At 40.7% G+C, this 14621-nt stretch carries 19 protein-coding genes and 1 riboswitch; of the genes, 3 read left to right on the forward strand and 16 right to left on the reverse strand.

The window, feature by feature from the left end; genetic code table 11:
• Positions 1 to 26 precede the first annotated feature (26 nt).
• The 3 genes from DWX57_RS03580 to DWX57_RS03590 all read right to left on the reverse strand — a co-directional run bounded on the left by DWX57_RS03580 (position 27) and on the right by DWX57_RS03590 (position 2950).
• On the reverse strand, positions 27 to 845 hold the full coding sequence (locus DWX57_RS03580) for a tetratricopeptide repeat protein (RefSeq protein WP_015534900.1): 819 nt from the start codon (positions 843 to 845) through the stop codon (positions 27 to 29).
• Positions 846 to 1031: 186 nt separating this feature from the next.
• Positions 1032 to 2210, reverse strand: a complete 1179-nt coding sequence (locus DWX57_RS03585) for a phosphoribosylaminoimidazolecarboxamide formyltransferase (RefSeq protein WP_120123043.1) — start codon at positions 2208 to 2210, stop codon at positions 1032 to 1034.
• A gap of 26 nt (positions 2211 to 2236) precedes the next feature.
• A complete protein-coding gene (locus tag DWX57_RS03590) occupies positions 2237 to 2950 on the reverse strand; it encodes an IMP cyclohydrolase (RefSeq protein WP_120123044.1) in 714 nt (237 codons plus the stop codon).
• A 94-nt stretch (positions 2951 to 3044) separates the two neighbouring features.
• A riboswitch (ZMP/ZTP riboswitch) is annotated at positions 3045 to 3141 on the reverse strand.
• 206 nt (positions 3142 to 3347) lie between these two features.
• On the opposite strand from DWX57_RS03590, the gene DWX57_RS03595 reads away from it, so the two are divergent.
• The gene (locus tag DWX57_RS03595; protein ID WP_120123045.1) at positions 3348 to 4016 is read left to right on the forward strand and encodes a PIN domain-containing protein; all 669 of its coding nucleotides are present in this window, start codon (positions 3348 to 3350) and stop codon (positions 4014 to 4016) included.
• Here DWX57_RS03595 and DWX57_RS03600 read toward each other — a convergent pair.
• The 3 genes from DWX57_RS03600 to DWX57_RS03610 form a co-directional block, all read right to left on the reverse strand.
• Positions 3998 to 4240: a hypothetical protein gene (locus tag DWX57_RS03600; RefSeq protein WP_119998338.1), complete on the reverse strand. Its 243-nt coding sequence runs from the start codon at positions 4238 to 4240 to the stop codon at positions 3998 to 4000. The two genes, DWX57_RS03595 and DWX57_RS03600, sit on opposite strands and share 19 nt — an antisense overlap.
• Before the next feature lie 81 nt (positions 4241 to 4321).
• The gene (locus tag DWX57_RS03605; RefSeq protein ID WP_119998336.1) at positions 4322 to 5314 is read right to left on the reverse strand and encodes a DNA cytosine methyltransferase; all 993 of its coding nucleotides are present in this window, start codon (positions 5312 to 5314) and stop codon (positions 4322 to 4324) included.
• 22 nt (positions 5315 to 5336) lie between these two features.
• Entirely contained in the window at positions 5337 to 5786 is a 450-nt protein-coding gene (locus DWX57_RS03610; protein ID WP_120123046.1) for a hypothetical protein, read from the reverse strand.
• A 303-nt stretch (positions 5787 to 6089) separates the two neighbouring features.
• Here DWX57_RS03610 and DWX57_RS03615 point away from each other — a divergent pair, with 303 nt between their 5' ends.
• Complete coding sequence (locus tag DWX57_RS03615) at positions 6090 to 6581, forward strand: hypothetical protein (RefSeq protein ID WP_133300868.1); 492 nt, start codon at positions 6090 to 6092, stop codon at positions 6579 to 6581.
• Positions 6582 to 6916: 335 nt separating this feature from the next.
• Here DWX57_RS03615 and DWX57_RS03620 read toward each other — a convergent pair whose 3' ends face one another.
• The 8 genes from DWX57_RS03620 to DWX57_RS03655 all read right to left on the reverse strand — a co-directional run bounded on the left by DWX57_RS03620 (position 6917) and on the right by DWX57_RS03655 (position 12104).
• Entirely contained in the window at positions 6917 to 7117 is a 201-nt protein-coding gene (locus tag DWX57_RS03620) for a hypothetical protein (RefSeq protein WP_120123048.1), read from the reverse strand.
• Positions 7118 to 7134: 17 nt separating this feature from the next.
• Positions 7135 to 7767 carry a hypothetical protein gene (locus DWX57_RS03625; RefSeq protein WP_120123049.1) on the reverse strand — a complete coding sequence of 211 codons (633 nt, stop codon included), beginning with the start codon at positions 7765 to 7767 and terminating at the stop codon, positions 7135 to 7137.
• A gap of 14 nt (positions 7768 to 7781) precedes the next feature.
• Positions 7782 to 8024, reverse strand: a complete 243-nt coding sequence (locus DWX57_RS03630; RefSeq protein WP_119998328.1) for a hypothetical protein — start codon at positions 8022 to 8024, stop codon at positions 7782 to 7784.
• Between the two features lie 12 nt (positions 8025 to 8036).
• Complete coding sequence (locus tag DWX57_RS03635; RefSeq protein WP_119998326.1) at positions 8037 to 8279, reverse strand: HPr family phosphocarrier protein; 243 nt, start codon at positions 8277 to 8279, stop codon at positions 8037 to 8039.
• A 522-nt stretch (positions 8280 to 8801) separates the two neighbouring features.
• On the reverse strand, positions 8802 to 8957 hold the full coding sequence (locus DWX57_RS03640) for a FeoB-associated Cys-rich membrane protein (protein WP_120123050.1): 156 nt from the start codon (positions 8955 to 8957) through the stop codon (positions 8802 to 8804).
• A 41-nt stretch (positions 8958 to 8998) separates the two neighbouring features.
• Entirely contained in the window at positions 8999 to 11488 is a 2490-nt protein-coding gene (feoB, locus tag DWX57_RS03645) for a ferrous iron transporter B (protein ID WP_120123051.1), read from the reverse strand.
• 131 nt (positions 11489 to 11619) lie between these two features.
• Entirely contained in the window at positions 11620 to 11841 is a 222-nt protein-coding gene (locus DWX57_RS03650; protein WP_022216503.1) for a FeoA family protein, read from the reverse strand.
• A 53-nt stretch (positions 11842 to 11894) separates the two neighbouring features.
• The gene (locus tag DWX57_RS03655) at positions 11895 to 12104 is read right to left on the reverse strand and encodes a FeoA family protein (RefSeq protein ID WP_004851067.1); all 210 of its coding nucleotides are present in this window, start codon (positions 12102 to 12104) and stop codon (positions 11895 to 11897) included.
• A 267-nt stretch (positions 12105 to 12371) separates the two neighbouring features.
• Between DWX57_RS03655 and DWX57_RS03660 the strand changes: the two genes are divergently transcribed.
• A complete protein-coding gene (locus tag DWX57_RS03660; protein WP_173794552.1) occupies positions 12372 to 12746 on the forward strand; it encodes a metal-dependent transcriptional regulator in 375 nt (124 codons plus the stop codon).
• Positions 12747 to 12859: 113 nt separating this feature from the next.
• On the opposite strand, the gene DWX57_RS03665 is transcribed toward DWX57_RS03660, so the two are convergent.
• Complete coding sequence (locus DWX57_RS03665; protein ID WP_118017579.1) at positions 12860 to 13744, reverse strand: phosphatidylserine decarboxylase; 885 nt, start codon at positions 13742 to 13744, stop codon at positions 12860 to 12862.
• Between the two features lie 87 nt (positions 13745 to 13831).
• Entirely contained in the window at positions 13832 to 14524 is a 693-nt protein-coding gene (locus DWX57_RS03670) for a CDP-alcohol phosphatidyltransferase family protein (protein WP_118017577.1), read from the reverse strand.
• Positions 14525 to 14621 lie beyond the last annotated feature (97 nt).

Raw genomic sequence — 14621 nt, forward strand, 5'->3', positions numbered from 1 at the left:
TAAAATAACTCCTCCCAATACAAATACTACTGTGACACTCTTGTGCTCAGGAATGTATACTCCTTCTGTCCTTTCTCATAATCCGGATACTCAGACACAAGCTGTCCCGCTATCTCATAAGCCTTATCGTAATCCTCGTTCTTCTCATAATATGTTATCTCAAGCATCAGGAGCTCTTTTCTGTATATCTTGTCTCCACTGTCAAGTCCATTTGTAATATATGCGATCGCAGACTCCATATCACCGTTATTCAGATAATATGAACCGTACATGGCATATACATACGAGTTGAATCCAAATGTCTGGACATATTTTTCATAGCTCTCAAACATCTTATCGGATTCATCAGTAACTGCGTAGCATGTTCCTATGTACATATAAAGCTCCGGATATGTCTCCGCCTGCTTCAGAAGCACATCGAGAGCACCGCCATAATTTCCCTGTGAGAAATCACTGAGTGCAGTTGCCAGTTCCTTCAGATCTTTTACATTTGATCCGGTAAATGAATCCTGTATCAATTCGTTGTATGTATTTGCGGCCTCTGTGTACTGCGCGCTCTTGAGATACGCATCAGCCAGATACAGCTTTATATTCTGATCCTTTTTCTTTGAGAACAACTGATTCTCTGCCAAGGCATTGTCAAATGAATCTATTGCCTCCTGATACGAACCTGACTTGTAATATTTTACGCCCTGATCGTAAAGTTCATCCTTCTGTGACACTATTGCCGATATAGCGTATGAGATCAGCAATACAGCCACACACGCAAGTATCACCAATGCAAAAATTAGTTTATAGTTGATCTTTCTTCTCTCTTTAAATATGCTGCGTTTACGTCTAGACATATGTTATCTCCTTTGAATCACAGTATTTTTATTACACGGCATAACTACCGCAGTTTATACATCATTTTATATTAGCACAATCCAACAATAATATAAAGTAAAAAAGCGGCTTTGCTGATTTTCATCAGCAAAACCGCCCTCAATTCTTCTATAAATACAATATCTGACGCCGACAGGCCTGGCAGATTAGTGATGGAATAATCTGATTCCTGTAAATACCATGACCATATCGTACTTGTCAGCACACTCGATAACAAGATCGTCACGAACTGATCCGCCAGGCTGTGCAATGTACTTGACACCGCTCTTGTGAGCTCTCTCTATATTGTCTGAGAATGGGAAGAATGCATCTGATCCAAGGACAACATCTGTGTTCTGCGCAAGCCATGCCTTCTTCTGCTCTGCTGTGAACACCTCAGGCTTAACCTTGAATCTCTTCTGCCACTCGCCTTCCTTAAGAACGTCCTCATACTCATCACCCATGTATACGTCGATGGCATTGTCTCTGTCGGCTCTTCCAAGTCCGTCAACAAACTGAAGTCCCATAACCTGTGGTGACTGACGAAGGAACCAGTTGTCTGCCTTCTGTCCTGCAAGTCTTGTACAGTGGATTCTTGACTGCTGTCCGGCTCCGATACCTATAGCCTGTCCGTCCTTTACATAGCATACTGAGTTGGACTGTGTATACTTGAGTGTGATGAGCGCGATCTTCATATCGATCTCAGCCTGCTCTGGAAGATCCTTGTTCTTTGTAACAAAGTTTGACAGAAGATCCTTGTCGATCTTGAGCTCGTTTCTTCCCTGCTCAAATGTAACACCGTATACCTGCTTTCTCTCGATCTCAGCAGGAACATAGTTCTCATCTATCTGGATGATGTTGTAATTTCCCTTCTTCTTTGCAAGAAGAAGTTCCATAGCCTCATCTGTGTATCCAGGAGCGATAACACCATCTGATACCTCTCTCTTGATAAGGCGTGCTGTGTCTGCGTCACATACATCTGAAAGTGCGATGAAATCGCCAAATGATGACATTCTGTCAGCACCTCTTGCTCTTGCATATGCGCATGCAAGTGGTGAGAGCTCTCCGAGATCATCTACCCAGTAGATCTTTGCAAGTGTATCGTTAAGTGGAAGTCCAACTGCAGCACCTGCTGGTGAAACATGCTTGAATGATGTTGCTGCTGGAAGCCCTGTTGCCGCCTTGAGTTCCTTTACAAGCTGCCATCCGTTGAATGCATCAAGGAAGTTGATGTATCCTGGCTTGCCATTTAAAACCTTGACAGGAAGATCACTGCCATCCTCCATATATATTCTTGAAGGCTTCTGATTTGGGTTACAACCATACTTTAACTGAATCTCGTTCATGATCAAATATCTCCTTTATTCTTTAATTACTTATTCTTGTTCACGATCTTTGTCTCATACTCACCTGTTGCGATGTCAATATATCTGACGAACAGTGACACCTTGTTGTCCTCATTGAGGCTGTTCCATACCTTGTCTGTGAACTCATCGATATCACCGGATATCTTAACCCACTTTGGCTCACCCTCAAAGCTTGGGAGCGGATTGCCATCGTGCATATATGTGTGAATGAAATGTCCCTCACCAGCTACAGGGTTCTCGTATGAGAATGTGTATCTGTTATTTGCTTCAGGGTTGCCATTGTTGCTCTTAAGTATGGACATTGAATAGTCGAACACACCATTCTTTATGTGCATAACACCAGAGATTCTAGGTGTGTAGTTAGGGCCATCCGGCTCAAACTGTCTGCTTCTGAGCGACTGCTCAAATGTGAGCTCATCGTCAAGTCCGTCATATATAGTGTCTGTCTGATCGCCATTTGTAACGATAGTCTTGTTGCCAAGAACTCTTACAGGTGCATAGATGATAAGGCTTGGATCCTCAAGCTTTGAAGGATCAAATGCCTCTGTTCTGATGCCCTCACCCTCTGTCACAAATACTCTGTTACGGCTGTTTGAGCTTCTTCCCATGATGAAGTAGGCTGTAACTGCCTTCTTGCCATCCTCTGACACACCGATCACGATTCCACGTCCCGGATATGCATTTTCGCTAAGTTCTTTCTCAAGTGATAACATTTCCATTTTCTGTTGTACCTCCATGTGTTTTCTCGTACCTGTGAGCTGATGCCATAAAGAAAGCCGGCCACCTGCGCACACAAATACATATCTTGATATATTTGCTTGCCCAGGCGGTCGGCTTGTCTTAACAGTACACTCCCTGTAGGTAATTCCTACCAGCCCATCGGCTGTCTCCGCCAGTCGTGCACCAACATGTTTTTATAATATAGTAAATCTTTTGTTATTTCAAGTACAATATACAACTTCTAAATTGATGAATCTGTACAAAATTTCCTCCATCTTACCCGTTTTTATTCAAATATAGCATGTGGCATTATCTATATGCAAATTTTGCAATTAAATTGATAATTATTATATCTTTGATGATATAATATATAAGTTCTGGCTTAACGAGGTGGATATGAAAAACATATTTTTTGTGGATAGTGAAAATGTCGGTGATTCATGGATAGAATTATTCGATTATCTAAAAGGCGAAGATATTATCCTTGTATTTTACACAGACAAATCACCCAATATGTCATACGCAAACCTGATCACATTGAAACAATCACCATTTTTCCCTGAATTTATCATGTGTGAAAATGGGACTGAGAACTCTCTGGATTTTCAACTTGTAACCTACCTTGGTTCATATACAGTAAAAAATCCAGAAGACAATCTCATAATTGTTTCAAGAGATAAAGGATTTGACAGTGTAGTTCATTTTTGGTCTGACCGTGGATATAATATATGTCGCAAAGCACCATCAATATTCTACACATTATCTAATGAACATGTGACAGAAGTATTTGACAGCTCTGACCAGTGCTCTGACAGTCATCCAATTACTGATACTTCAGAGAATACTGAGGTTACTGATGCAAATGATAATTCATCCATATCTGACCCAATATCACAGATTGAATATGATAAAGAACAAGTTGACACTTTACTTTCATGCGTAGGCAAGAGTAATCTGTCCGCTATTCACAACATACTCATATCGATATATGGGCAGACCATTGGTGGTTATATATATGGCAAAGCCAAAAACTCTTCATATCATATTCAATCAGTTTGTGGATAATATTTACTGCAAAGCAAATCCCATTCCTTAAAAGAAATTACATCTGGTACAAGCAGTTTCGATTGAATTTCTATGTTATCACAAATCTCATAAAATGCCATATCCATATCGTTTTTTTCGGCTTCTTCTGCCTCAACGATGAGTTCTTTTACTGAATCACTCAATTTATCATAAAATGTGGAAATGTCGATTTCTTTATCAATCCAATTGTTTTCTTTTTTCATAGTTTCAACCTCCGCAAGCTTTGTTTGAGTACAAAAGTTCTTACATTATTATATCATAGCATGTTGATTTTTGAAAGTAATTCAAGAGCCGACTTCAATGATACCCTGTTCAAACATTGCCTTGAACATTGCTTCAAATATCACAACTGGAATGGAATTGCCTGCCTGATGATATAGGGTTCTGTTCATCTTCTCACGCTCAACCTGACAGGTTGATTCTGCTGCATAGAAATCGTCATCTGAATAGCCCTGTAACCGCCAACACTCCAGTTCTGTCAGGTATCTGTATTTTCCACCGCCAAGGTCAATGACCTGTGCTGGGGTTCTGTCCTGTCTTGTGGTGATAGTGTTTGCATATTCATCAATGACAGTTGCTCGCCTGATTCCTTTTTTACCAATGGCATTGTATACACTTGGTTGTGTAACCATATAGCAATCAGGAACATCACCACTTTCAAGGAATGTTTTGATGTTCACCATTGGTTTAGTCTGCATCAGGTCAAAATTGAATTGTTCATCGCCAAGCACTGACACAGTAAAAACCCTTCCCCTTGCCTGTGGCAGTCCGTAATTCCTTGCATCTAGTATTTTGTGATTGTTGGTATATCCCAACTTCTCCATATAGGAAAGGTATCGGTTGAAGTTATGAACCATGTGTTTTGACAGAACATTCTTCACGTTTTCCCAAATCACAACCTTTGGTTTCCATTCGCCCATCTGTTCAATAATATGAACCGTTTCCCACATCAAGCTCGACCTTGTCCCTGAACCTTCATTTGCACCTTTCCCTTTGTTGATTCTTCCACCTTCTGCGGTTGCCTTGCCCTGATGTCCGGCAATGGAAAAGTCCTGACAAGGTGAACCATGAACTAAAATGTCAGGTTTCAAATTCCAACCCACAACCGTCTGCGGTGAATATTCATGTTCAGCAGCAAACATTGCATTGTATGACCTGACTGCTTTTTCATCTATTTCCACATAATCAATGGACTTTACAGGAACACCAATGTTCCGCAACGCACACCTCGGTGAACCTATGCCACCAAACAATTCAAGAAGTTGTATTTTTTCCATTTCCATCACCACCTTGCATATTTTACGACCAGAGCAGGTCACAATTTGTGTCGATACACTCTTTTATCAGTTCCACAAAGTCTTGAAAACCAAGTTCCTGCCTTATCAGGTTTCCGAAGCTGTCTTTCACAATCCGAAACCCATAGGCGATGTTATTGTCATAGTTGTGTATTCGCTCATACAATGCCATACAAGCACTTCTGGAGATATTCCCAGCACAATCTGACTGGAACAGGAAGTCTTTTACACCTGATGGCATTTCGCTGGCTTGCAGGATTCTGTCCATGTCTGTGTCCCACTTCTCCAGAGCCTGTTTACGGTCATCTCCATACGGAATCTCCATGATTTTCATGTACTGCTGCCAAACATTCTTGTCGAACAGTTCAGCTACTTTTGCTCTGAGAAAAAAGAAATTGCCATAGCCGATTTCCATTTCAGATTTCGTCTTTCTGCATTCCAATGTAATTGACATCGTTATCTCTCCGTTCCCTGTAAAAAACAAAGGACGTGGTGCTTTTCGCATACGTCCTCGGAAACTCCTTCTACTCATGGCAGACGAGCGATATATTTCAGCGGACTTCCGCTGACCTTATCATTATAGCAAATCTTACAGCAGATATATTGCTGTTTGTTTTGCGGACTTGTAAATGTTTTATAAAGTCTGCATTCGTCACTGAATTTTCCGGATTTCCTTCACATAAGTGTTGATATGTTCTATTGCATGGGAATCCGGAATCACATTCAGGTGTCTATCCTTGATGTAAAGGAAAAGAAGTTGGGGTACGACCGTTCCAAAACAGTCAAAGTGTTCCGAAGTGATGCTCCAGAAGTTGTGCTGTGCTATATTACCGCAGAAACGACAGTGTGCGATGTTCCGAAGAAGCAGGCAAACAGTACAGGAAAAGGATTGCAGATTACAGGTATCACAGTCAGCAAGCCTAATACGCCTCTTCTGAGCCTGCTCTCAGAAGCTGGAATGGATAAGGCTGTGATATTTGACTGGGTAAAGAGAACACGGCTTACAGAGCTGCGTAAGTGTGTTGACATCGCAATGAATGTACTGGTAGATGCTGACGATGACAGCATCAGTGAAAGTTGCCGTGTAGCAACAGAGTTTTCTGAAAAGGTGCAGAGCCATATCCCCCAGAATGGATTCCAGTTCGTGTGCAATCGAATGATATTTCACACTCTTACACTGCTCTGTGAGGAAATAGGCTGTTCCAATCAATCCGATTTCATCTGCAATGTTTTCTATCGTTGTTTCTGACAGCATCTTCTTTGCTGTTTCGTAATCTCTGATGCTTGTCCACTTATCAAACAGAGAAGAACCTTTGCCTCTGCACGAATAGCCCAGTTGATTTATCAGCTTTTGATTGCATTCCATGCTTTTTACAAATTCTCTCATTTCACACCATACCTTTTCGATAGATTCTATCAATATCATATCATATCTTACAGCAGATATAATCTGTTTTATATGGGCATACTGTAAATTTTTCTGGACAACAACTTCAAAAATGCTTGCATATAAAAACTACTTAGCCCACTTATGCAGGCTGAGTAGTGATTCTTTTATTCAATTATTATATGGCAACTTCTCTTTTAGGAGATACTATACTTTCCCGATTCCTGAATTTTTCTGAAAGCTTTCTTAGCTTCTTCTACAGTTTCATATCTCTTAGAGAATAATGTTTTTCCACGTTTTGAAACCACAATCATTATCATTTTACTGGCTTCATAAATTTCCACTGTTACGTTTTCATTATCAGCGACTTTGGGCGTTTTCTTAGTCCTTGCCTTCATTTTAATTTCCTTTCTGGTTATGCAGGAATGGTGTCCGCATGAGGATTGCTGTGACATTCCCATTGATGCCTGCATTTCTTGTTTTCCTTCCAGTTGTTTTCTGACTTATAAAACTTCGGGTCAAGCTGATATGTACAGAAAAATCCAGCGGAATACTTTGCTCTGAGCATTCCTTTGGAATCCAGTATCAGTTTATTCCGGATTCCTTTGTGCCAGTGATAATTCCAGCCTTTTTTGTGTCGCTTGCCTTGCTTTTTCTTACGGCAGTATCTCAGACGTTCTTCCGCAAAGCATACTGCATGAGCGAGAATTGCTTCGTGGTAGTTTCGCAGGTCAAGCACTCGGAGATTTTCTCTCTCAAAACTGCACAGTTGCTTCTTTCTCACGAAGTAAACAGCATCATCATCGTCTGAATCCGGATATGCCGGAGAATACAAGCCAAGGTCAGCCCCTGACATATTCTGTTCTGCTTCCATGCGTTTTAATCGCATATCATAGTCATTTGCGGTAAGATGTGTTCCGTAGTGTCCTCGGAGATAACGTGACATATTCCGGATAAACTCCTGCTCTGTTTCGCCATAAACAATGCTGTTTCTCTCCAGCAATGTTCCAACTTTATCAAAGGTCAAGCTACACCAGTAATATGCCATATTTCCACACTCCTTTATGTCAGGCTTGCTGCATAAGCAAAACACAGCTGTTGATTCTTAAAGATATGCTCGTATGGCACATCGACAATATTGTCCTTTTCGTCATGCACCACAAATGTTGCGGATTCCTTGCCTGTCTGGATTTTGAGAATTGCCCCAATCAGGCAGCTTGGCAAGCTGGGACAACACCCTTTCTTGTAGTAATATACTCTGTCACCAACAGAGAATCCCTTATACGTTGTCTTCTCTTCGCTCATGTCCTTTCTCCTTTACGATTCGATGAACTGCTTGATGTCCTGTTCCAGCTTTTCAATGTCATCTTCATCGCCGCATACTCGCATCTCCACAGGTTCAGAGATGTTCAGGGAGAAAATGCCCATGATAGACTTTGCATCGACCACGAATCTGCCGGAACGCAGTTCGGTATCTGCGTTGTGAGCCGATACCAGACGAACAAATTCCTTTACCTTACTGATTGTGTCAATGCGAACTGTGAACTTCTTTTCATTCATGATAATCACTCCTAGTTCAATTTATATCCAGCCGGATAATCCAGCATGAATTACTTATCTTCTTTTTGCTTTAACTGCTTGATGTCCTTTTTCAACACATAACTTGTGATTTCAAAAGAAACACACTGTATGATTCCTAATGCAATCAAGATGTAAAGCAACATACCAGTTTCACCCACTGCTATGATACCGATGTAATACCAACAGTTAATTGGCAGAAAAAGACCAAATACAAAAAATTTCTGAATATTGTTTATCAAAATTCAGGTATAGTATTAAATGATGATTTTTATAAGAGTTTATATCCGATGAAAGCAAATTTACAAAAGATATACAAACTATATATTGAAAAGTTTGGTCAGGCTAAAGGTGCTGAATATTATAGGATTTATAAACCTTATGCAGAATTTCTTCAAACAACATTCTAGTATTTAACAAAGCAAATAAAAAGAAGCCAGAACAAAAAATGTGCGCCGTAATTTTTTACGACGCACATTCATTTTATACTACAACTATTATTTTTTAGAGCTTGTGACTACATCCGCCATGACAGCTCGAGCAGTCGCCACCACATATGTGTTTGCCCTTTTTTCTATCCTTAACCATACCTCTGACAATGAAGAACACCATCAGAACGATTATGACTGCCACAATGATTGTACCAAGATACTCTGACATAAGTCACCTCTCCTTTTATATAATTCTTTCAAACACTTATATTAAGCGTTGAGGAACTCCTTGCTAGTCTTTACCTTCTTGTTTGGATCCGGACGCAGCAGCATGAAGAAGAACAGAACAACAAGTGCAATTGCTACTACCGACCATACACCGAATGTACAAGCTCCTGTGAAGAGACCTGCGATTCTGTATACAACAAGTGCTACAAGGTAAGCAAATCCACACTGATATCCGATTGCGAACCAGAACCACTTAGCACTGTTCATCTCTCTCTTGATAGCACCCATAGCTGCGAAACATGGTGCGCAGAGAAGGTTGAATACAAGGAATGAGAATCCGCTTGCTGTTGTGAATGCGCCTGCAAGTGCCTGGTAAACTGTACCATCTCCACCACCGTAGAGGATACCCATTGTACCAACGATGTTCTCCTTTGCAACAAGACCTGTGATAGATGCTACAGTTGCCTGCCAGTTACCCCATCCCTGTGGAACAAAGATCCAAGCGATCGCATTACCGATCTTTGCAAGGATACTGTAATCGATCTGGCTCTCATCAAGCATCTGGAATGAACCATCAACAAATCCAAAGTATGTTGTGAACCATACAGCGATTGTTGAAAGTGTGATTATTGTACCAGCCTTCTTGATGAATGACCAGCCACGCTCCCACATGCTTCTGAGTACAGAACCTACTGTTGGGATATGATAAGGTGGAAGCTCCATAACGAATGGTGATGGATCTCCGGCGAACATCTTTGTCTTTTTAAGTATTATACCAGAACATATAATTGCTGCAATACCGATGAAGTAAGCACTTGTTGCAACTATTGATGAACCACCGAATATAGCACCGGCGATCATGGCGATAAATGGAACCTTAGCACCACATGGTATAAATGTTGTTGTCATGACTGTCATACGACGGTCTTTCTCATTCTCAATTGTACGTGAAGCCATGATACCTGGCACACCACAACCTGTACCTACAAGGATAGGTATGAATGACTTTCCTGAGAGACCGAACTTTCTGAAGATACGATCCATGATGAAGGCGATACGTGCCATATATCCACAGTACTCAAGGATTGCAAGTAAGATGAACAGTACGAGCATCTGAGGTACGAAACCAAGTACAGCACCAACACCGGCTACAATACCATCGATGATAAGTCCATGTAACCAGTCTGCACATCCAATCTTGTCAAGTCCTGCAGAGATGAGATCTGGGATTGAAGGAACAAATACGCCATAATCAGCAGGATCGATCTCTGCCATCTGTGTCTCGTTGAAGTAATCAACTGCATCAAGATATGACATTGCGTTTGTTGTCTTTTTATTAGCATTTGCAGGAACCTCTGAGTAGTAAACATCGATATCGTATGTATCGAGTGTCTCCTCATCTTCCATCTCATACTTAACGCTTGCCTCTGTGTTTGTATTTGCCTCGATAGCTGCCTTTGTGGCATCTACATCAACTGCATCCTCGTCATCTGTTACGAGTACGCCATATGCATCGAGTGCTGTTGTTGCTGCATCATAGTCACCTGATGCATCTTCATAAGCTGAGCTTCCAATTCCGAAGAGATGGAAACCATCGCCGAACAGGTTATCATTTGTCCAGTCTGTGCACCATGCACCTACTGTTGACATTGCTATATAATATACGAGCCACATGATGAGCACGAATATAGGAAGTGCAAGGATACGGTTTGTTACAACACGGTCGATCTTATCTGATATTGTAAGCTTCTGTCCCTTTGCAGCCTTCTTTACACACTTGTCAATGATCGATGAAATATATGAATATCTCTCACTTGTGATGATACTCTCTGTGTCATCATCGAAGTCATCCTCAAGCTTCTTGATCTCTGCTGAGCAGTCTGGAGCATTCTTCATCTGCTCTATGATCTTGCTATCCTTCTCGATGAGCTTGATCGCGAAGAATCTCTTTCTGTTCTCCTCCATGTCAAGCTTAGTGCTTACGCTCTCGATTGCAGTCTCAACAGCCTCATCAAAGCTGTGGACTCTTGCATTTGCTGACTTTGACTTTGCTGCAGCGATAGCTTTCTCTTTAACCTCATCGATACCTGTACCCTTGAGAGCTGAGATCTCAACGACCTCACATCCAAGAGCTTCCTTCAGGTTCTTGATGTTGATGGAATCACCGTTCTTCTTTACAAGATCCATCATGTTGACAGCCATGACAACAGGGATTCCGAGCTCAATAAGCTGTGTTGAGAGATAAAGGTTTCTCTCTATGTTAGTACCATCGATAATGTTGATGATGGCATCAGGATATTCCTGAATAAGATAATTTCTGGCAACAACTTCCTCAAGAGTGTATGGAGAAAGTGAATAGATACCAGGAAGGTCAGTTATGATAACATCCTTGTTACCCTTAAGCTTACCCTCTTTCTTCTCAACTGTAACACCTGGCCAGTTACCTACGTACTGGTTAGCGCCAGTTAAAGCATTGAATAATGTTGTTTTACCGCAGTTAGGATTTCCTGCAAGTGCAATCTTTACTGACATTGTTTACCCTCTTTCCTATTGTATTGTGCAGACGCATTTAAAGGTGCTTACGCACGGCGTCTGCGTACTTCATATTAGTCTTTTCTATCATATGTTAGCATATACTAACGTATGAACAAAAAAATAAGCTGTTACTCTACCTCTATGATCTCAGCATCAGCTTTACGTATTGATAACTCATAGCCTCTTACAGTAACCTCTACAGGATCACCGAGAGGGGCAACCTTACGAACATAAACCTGTACACCCTTTGTGATGCCCATGTCCATGATACGTCTCTTTACAGGACCCTCGCCTGCAATCTTCTTGACAGTGACAGTACTGCCAACCTTGACATCTTTTAATGTGCTCATGATCTTACTCCTTTTACATACTTTTGTCGTCAGTCAGATACATGTAATCGTACCTATACAAGTATCTTGCTGGCCATATCTTTATCAATGGCAACACGGGAATCTTTGATATTAACTATAAGATTTCCTGCATTCTCTGCCACGACAGTTACAACACTACCTTCAACAAAGCCCAGCTTTTCAAGAAACAATCGTGTTTTCTCTCTCCCGCCAACCTTTTTGATCACATTGGCTTCTCCCGGTTTTGCAAATGTTAATGGCATAATTGCACCTCCTTAACTAGCAACTTAAACCACTGATTTTCATATCGTGGTTAGTATATACTAACATTAATTAGATGTCAATAATATTAATCATTTTGGACTAATTGAACAAAACACGGCTCTTTTATTGACAAAAAGTGCCTATTTGTCGAAATTCGTATTTCAATTATCAAATTGAATAAAAAATTCATTTATGATATATTATTTATAATTGCTACATTGATACAGATACATTTATAATGTTAAATATAAGGGGGATATATAATAATGTTGACCACGAATGAATCAGTAGAGAATTATCTTGAAACCATTCTCGTCCTCAGCCAGAAGCTTCCGGTCGTCCGAAGCGTTGATGTTGCCAACGAGACTGGCTATAAGAAATCAAGTGTAAGCGTTGCTATGAAGAATCTCAGGGAGATGTGTTATATAGAAGTAAGCGACTCAGGATACATAACTCTCACTACAGCCGGTAAAAAAATTGCAGAGATGATATATGAGAGGCACCAGCTTCTGTCTTCATGGTTCACAAGTCTCGGCGTTGCAAAAGAGACCGCAGCCGAGGATGCCTGCAAGATCGAACACGTTATAAGCCAGGAGACTTTTGAGGCCATCAAGAGGCATGTGAATTCTATAAATGAATAATATAGAATATAAGTTCTGACACAGACTGGATAAACAACAAAACAGGAACAGCGTATAGCTCCATAGCAAGCTATACGCTGTTCCTGTTTTATATGGAATATATAATATTGCTCTTAACGTACATATCCAACCAGCTCGCCCTGTCTGACTCTGGTCTCAATATCTTTTCTAGAATTCTCAACTATTCTGTCTAAAGGAGCGACTTTGTCTTTCTGGATGAGAAGAATGATTGTTGAGCCACCAAACTCAAAATAGCCCTTTTCCTCTCCTCTTCTGACATCCGTGGAATCCACATACCTGTTAACTATACGACCAACCAGAAGTGCTCCAACCTCCATATCAATGATGGTTCCCGCATCCTGCGTCCTTATAAGACAATACTCTCTGGTATTTTCTTTGTAAATGTCGTAATATTCACTGGCTATAGGGTTAACTGTGTGATATAAGCCTTCTATACGTCTGACATCAGACTGCTTTCCAGACACGTTATATATGTATCTGTGATAATCATCGACACACAGTCTGAACAGCCACAATTTTCCACCTCTGTAGTGTCTCGCAAGCTTTTTGTCCCTGAGGAGGGATGCCACCGTGTACTCTGAATCCTTTATATTGAAAGTCTGTCGTTCTGTGTCTTCTATATCATATACCGTAAGCCTGCTGTCACATGGACTCACAAAACCTTCATCGGTAATATCTATGGCCCTTGCTCCCGGCACCAGCTTTCTCTTGAAGAAATCGTTATATGAGTCAAACTCATTCTTCTGACACACAGATATATCAATATCATTTTTCTTAATGAATGGATTGATCATGATTCTGGATAATCCAGTGTCCATGAATCTTCCCACAAGCTTTGACACCTCTGGTCTGATCAGCCATCCCAGCACCATACGTCCCGCTCCGTTGCCATATAACAGGCGCAGGACTCTGTCCTGTGTCGATACACACTCATTATGTTTTGATCTTTTGTATATTGCATATTTGTTCTTTATCATATCTTATACATCATCCTTCATCGCTTCTGTATATCCGGTATAGCCAAATTACTTCTATATCTTTTATTTTCCATAGCTCCTATACACTTATAATAGAAGGGATATAAAATAAGGAATAGTTATGATATGACGTCTGACCATGTATCTTATCATAAGCCAAACTACGGCAACTGCCACAATGACAATTATCACCATAAGTTCCTTTGTGGTTGGCTTAGGGAATCTGAAATCTGTTATGAAAAGTATCATTGCAAGTATCATGATTCCATGAAGCAGAATTGGGAAAGAGGACCCAAGCAAAGGTGACGTAACATATATTATAGGAAGCCCCACCGATATTGCGGTGATCGGCATTCCATGGAAATACTTTCTTCCATCCGACTGCTCTATGACCTCAGCATCATCATCGTCATTGTTCTTCTTCTCCTCGAGCACGTTATAGTATGCAAGTCTTATCATTCCAGCCAGACAGTACAGTGCAAGAATAACCATTCCAAACGGCGTGTTCATTCCTGAATACCAGCACAATACAACAGGAAAAACTCCAAAACTCACCAGGTCACAGAGAGAATCTATCTGGATACCAAATCTCTTCTCATCCATAGTCCTATCCTTCTTGCTCCTTGCGACTTTTCCGTCAAATGCATCAAACAGACCGGAAAGTGCAAGACACAATATTCCTATGCTAAGGTGTCCGGTAAATGTAAAGAACATGCCTGTGATAGATGACACCAGGCTCATATATGTCAAAATAACTGTATAATTATAAAATCCTACCATGTGTGAAATACCCCGTTTTTTTCTTTTATACTTGCAAAAAACACGTACGAATTAAATTATACACAATTACTTGACATAAAACCACATCTTTTTGCAA

Origin of the sequence: Coprococcus sp. AF19-8AC (assembly GCF_003603115.1) — a bacterium.
In the GTDB taxonomy this organism is placed as follows: Bacteria; Bacillota; Clostridia; order Lachnospirales; family Lachnospiraceae; genus Coprococcus; species Coprococcus aceti.

What these genes read in the sequence shown, in the direction of transcription:
- DWX57_RS03660 (WP_173794552.1), top strand. Translation starts at nt 12,372, where the DNA reads ATGTTGACCACGAATGAATCAGTAGAGAATTATCTTGAAACCATTCTC.
- feoB (WP_120123051.1), bottom strand. Translation starts at nt 11,488, where the DNA reads ATGTCAGTAAAGATTGCACTTGCAGGAAATCCTAACTGCGGTAAAACA.
- DWX57_RS03635 (WP_119998326.1), bottom strand. Translation starts at nt 8,279, where the DNA reads ATGAATGAAAAGAAGTTCACAGTTCGCATTGACACAATCAGTAAGGTA.
- DWX57_RS03600 (WP_119998338.1), bottom strand. Translation starts at nt 4,240, where the DNA reads ATGAAAAAAGAAAACAATTGGATTGATAAAGAAATCGACATTTCCACA.
- DWX57_RS03665 (WP_118017579.1), bottom strand. Translation starts at nt 13,744, where the DNA reads ATGATAAAGAACAAATATGCAATATACAAAAGATCAAAACATAATGAG.
- DWX57_RS03620 (WP_120123048.1), bottom strand. Translation starts at nt 7,117, where the DNA reads ATGAAGGCAAGGACTAAGAAAACGCCCAAAGTCGCTGATAATGAAAAC.
- DWX57_RS03655 (WP_004851067.1), bottom strand. Translation starts at nt 12,104, where the DNA reads ATGCCATTAACATTTGCAAAACCGGGAGAAGCCAATGTGATCAAAAAG.
- DWX57_RS03650 (WP_022216503.1), bottom strand. Translation starts at nt 11,841, where the DNA reads ATGAGCACATTAAAAGATGTCAAGGTTGGCAGTACTGTCACTGTCAAG.
- DWX57_RS03590 (WP_120123044.1), bottom strand. Translation starts at nt 2,950, where the DNA reads ATGGAAATGTTATCACTTGAGAAAGAACTTAGCGAAAATGCATATCCG.
- DWX57_RS03625 (WP_120123049.1), bottom strand. Translation starts at nt 7,767, where the DNA reads ATGGCATATTACTGGTGTAGCTTGACCTTTGATAAAGTTGGAACATTG.
- DWX57_RS03595 (WP_120123045.1), top strand. Translation starts at nt 3,348, where the DNA reads ATGAAAAACATATTTTTTGTGGATAGTGAAAATGTCGGTGATTCATGG.
- DWX57_RS03630 (WP_119998328.1), bottom strand. Translation starts at nt 8,024, where the DNA reads ATGAGCGAAGAGAAGACAACGTATAAGGGATTCTCTGTTGGTGACAGA.
- DWX57_RS03580 (WP_015534900.1), bottom strand. Translation starts at nt 845, where the DNA reads ATGTCTAGACGTAAACGCAGCATATTTAAAGAGAGAAGAAAGATCAAC.
- DWX57_RS03610 (WP_120123046.1), bottom strand. Translation starts at nt 5,786, where the DNA reads ATGTCAATTACATTGGAATGCAGAAAGACGAAATCTGAAATGGAAATC.
- DWX57_RS03605 (WP_119998336.1), bottom strand. Translation starts at nt 5,314, where the DNA reads ATGGAAAAAATACAACTTCTTGAATTGTTTGGTGGCATAGGTTCACCG.
- DWX57_RS03670 (WP_118017577.1), bottom strand. Translation starts at nt 14,524, where the DNA reads ATGGTAGGATTTTATAATTATACAGTTATTTTGACATATATGAGCCTG.
- DWX57_RS03585 (WP_120123043.1), bottom strand. Translation starts at nt 2,210, where the DNA reads ATGAACGAGATTCAGTTAAAGTATGGTTGTAACCCAAATCAGAAGCCT.
- DWX57_RS03640 (WP_120123050.1), bottom strand. Translation starts at nt 8,957, where the DNA reads ATGTCAGAGTATCTTGGTACAATCATTGTGGCAGTCATAATCGTTCTG.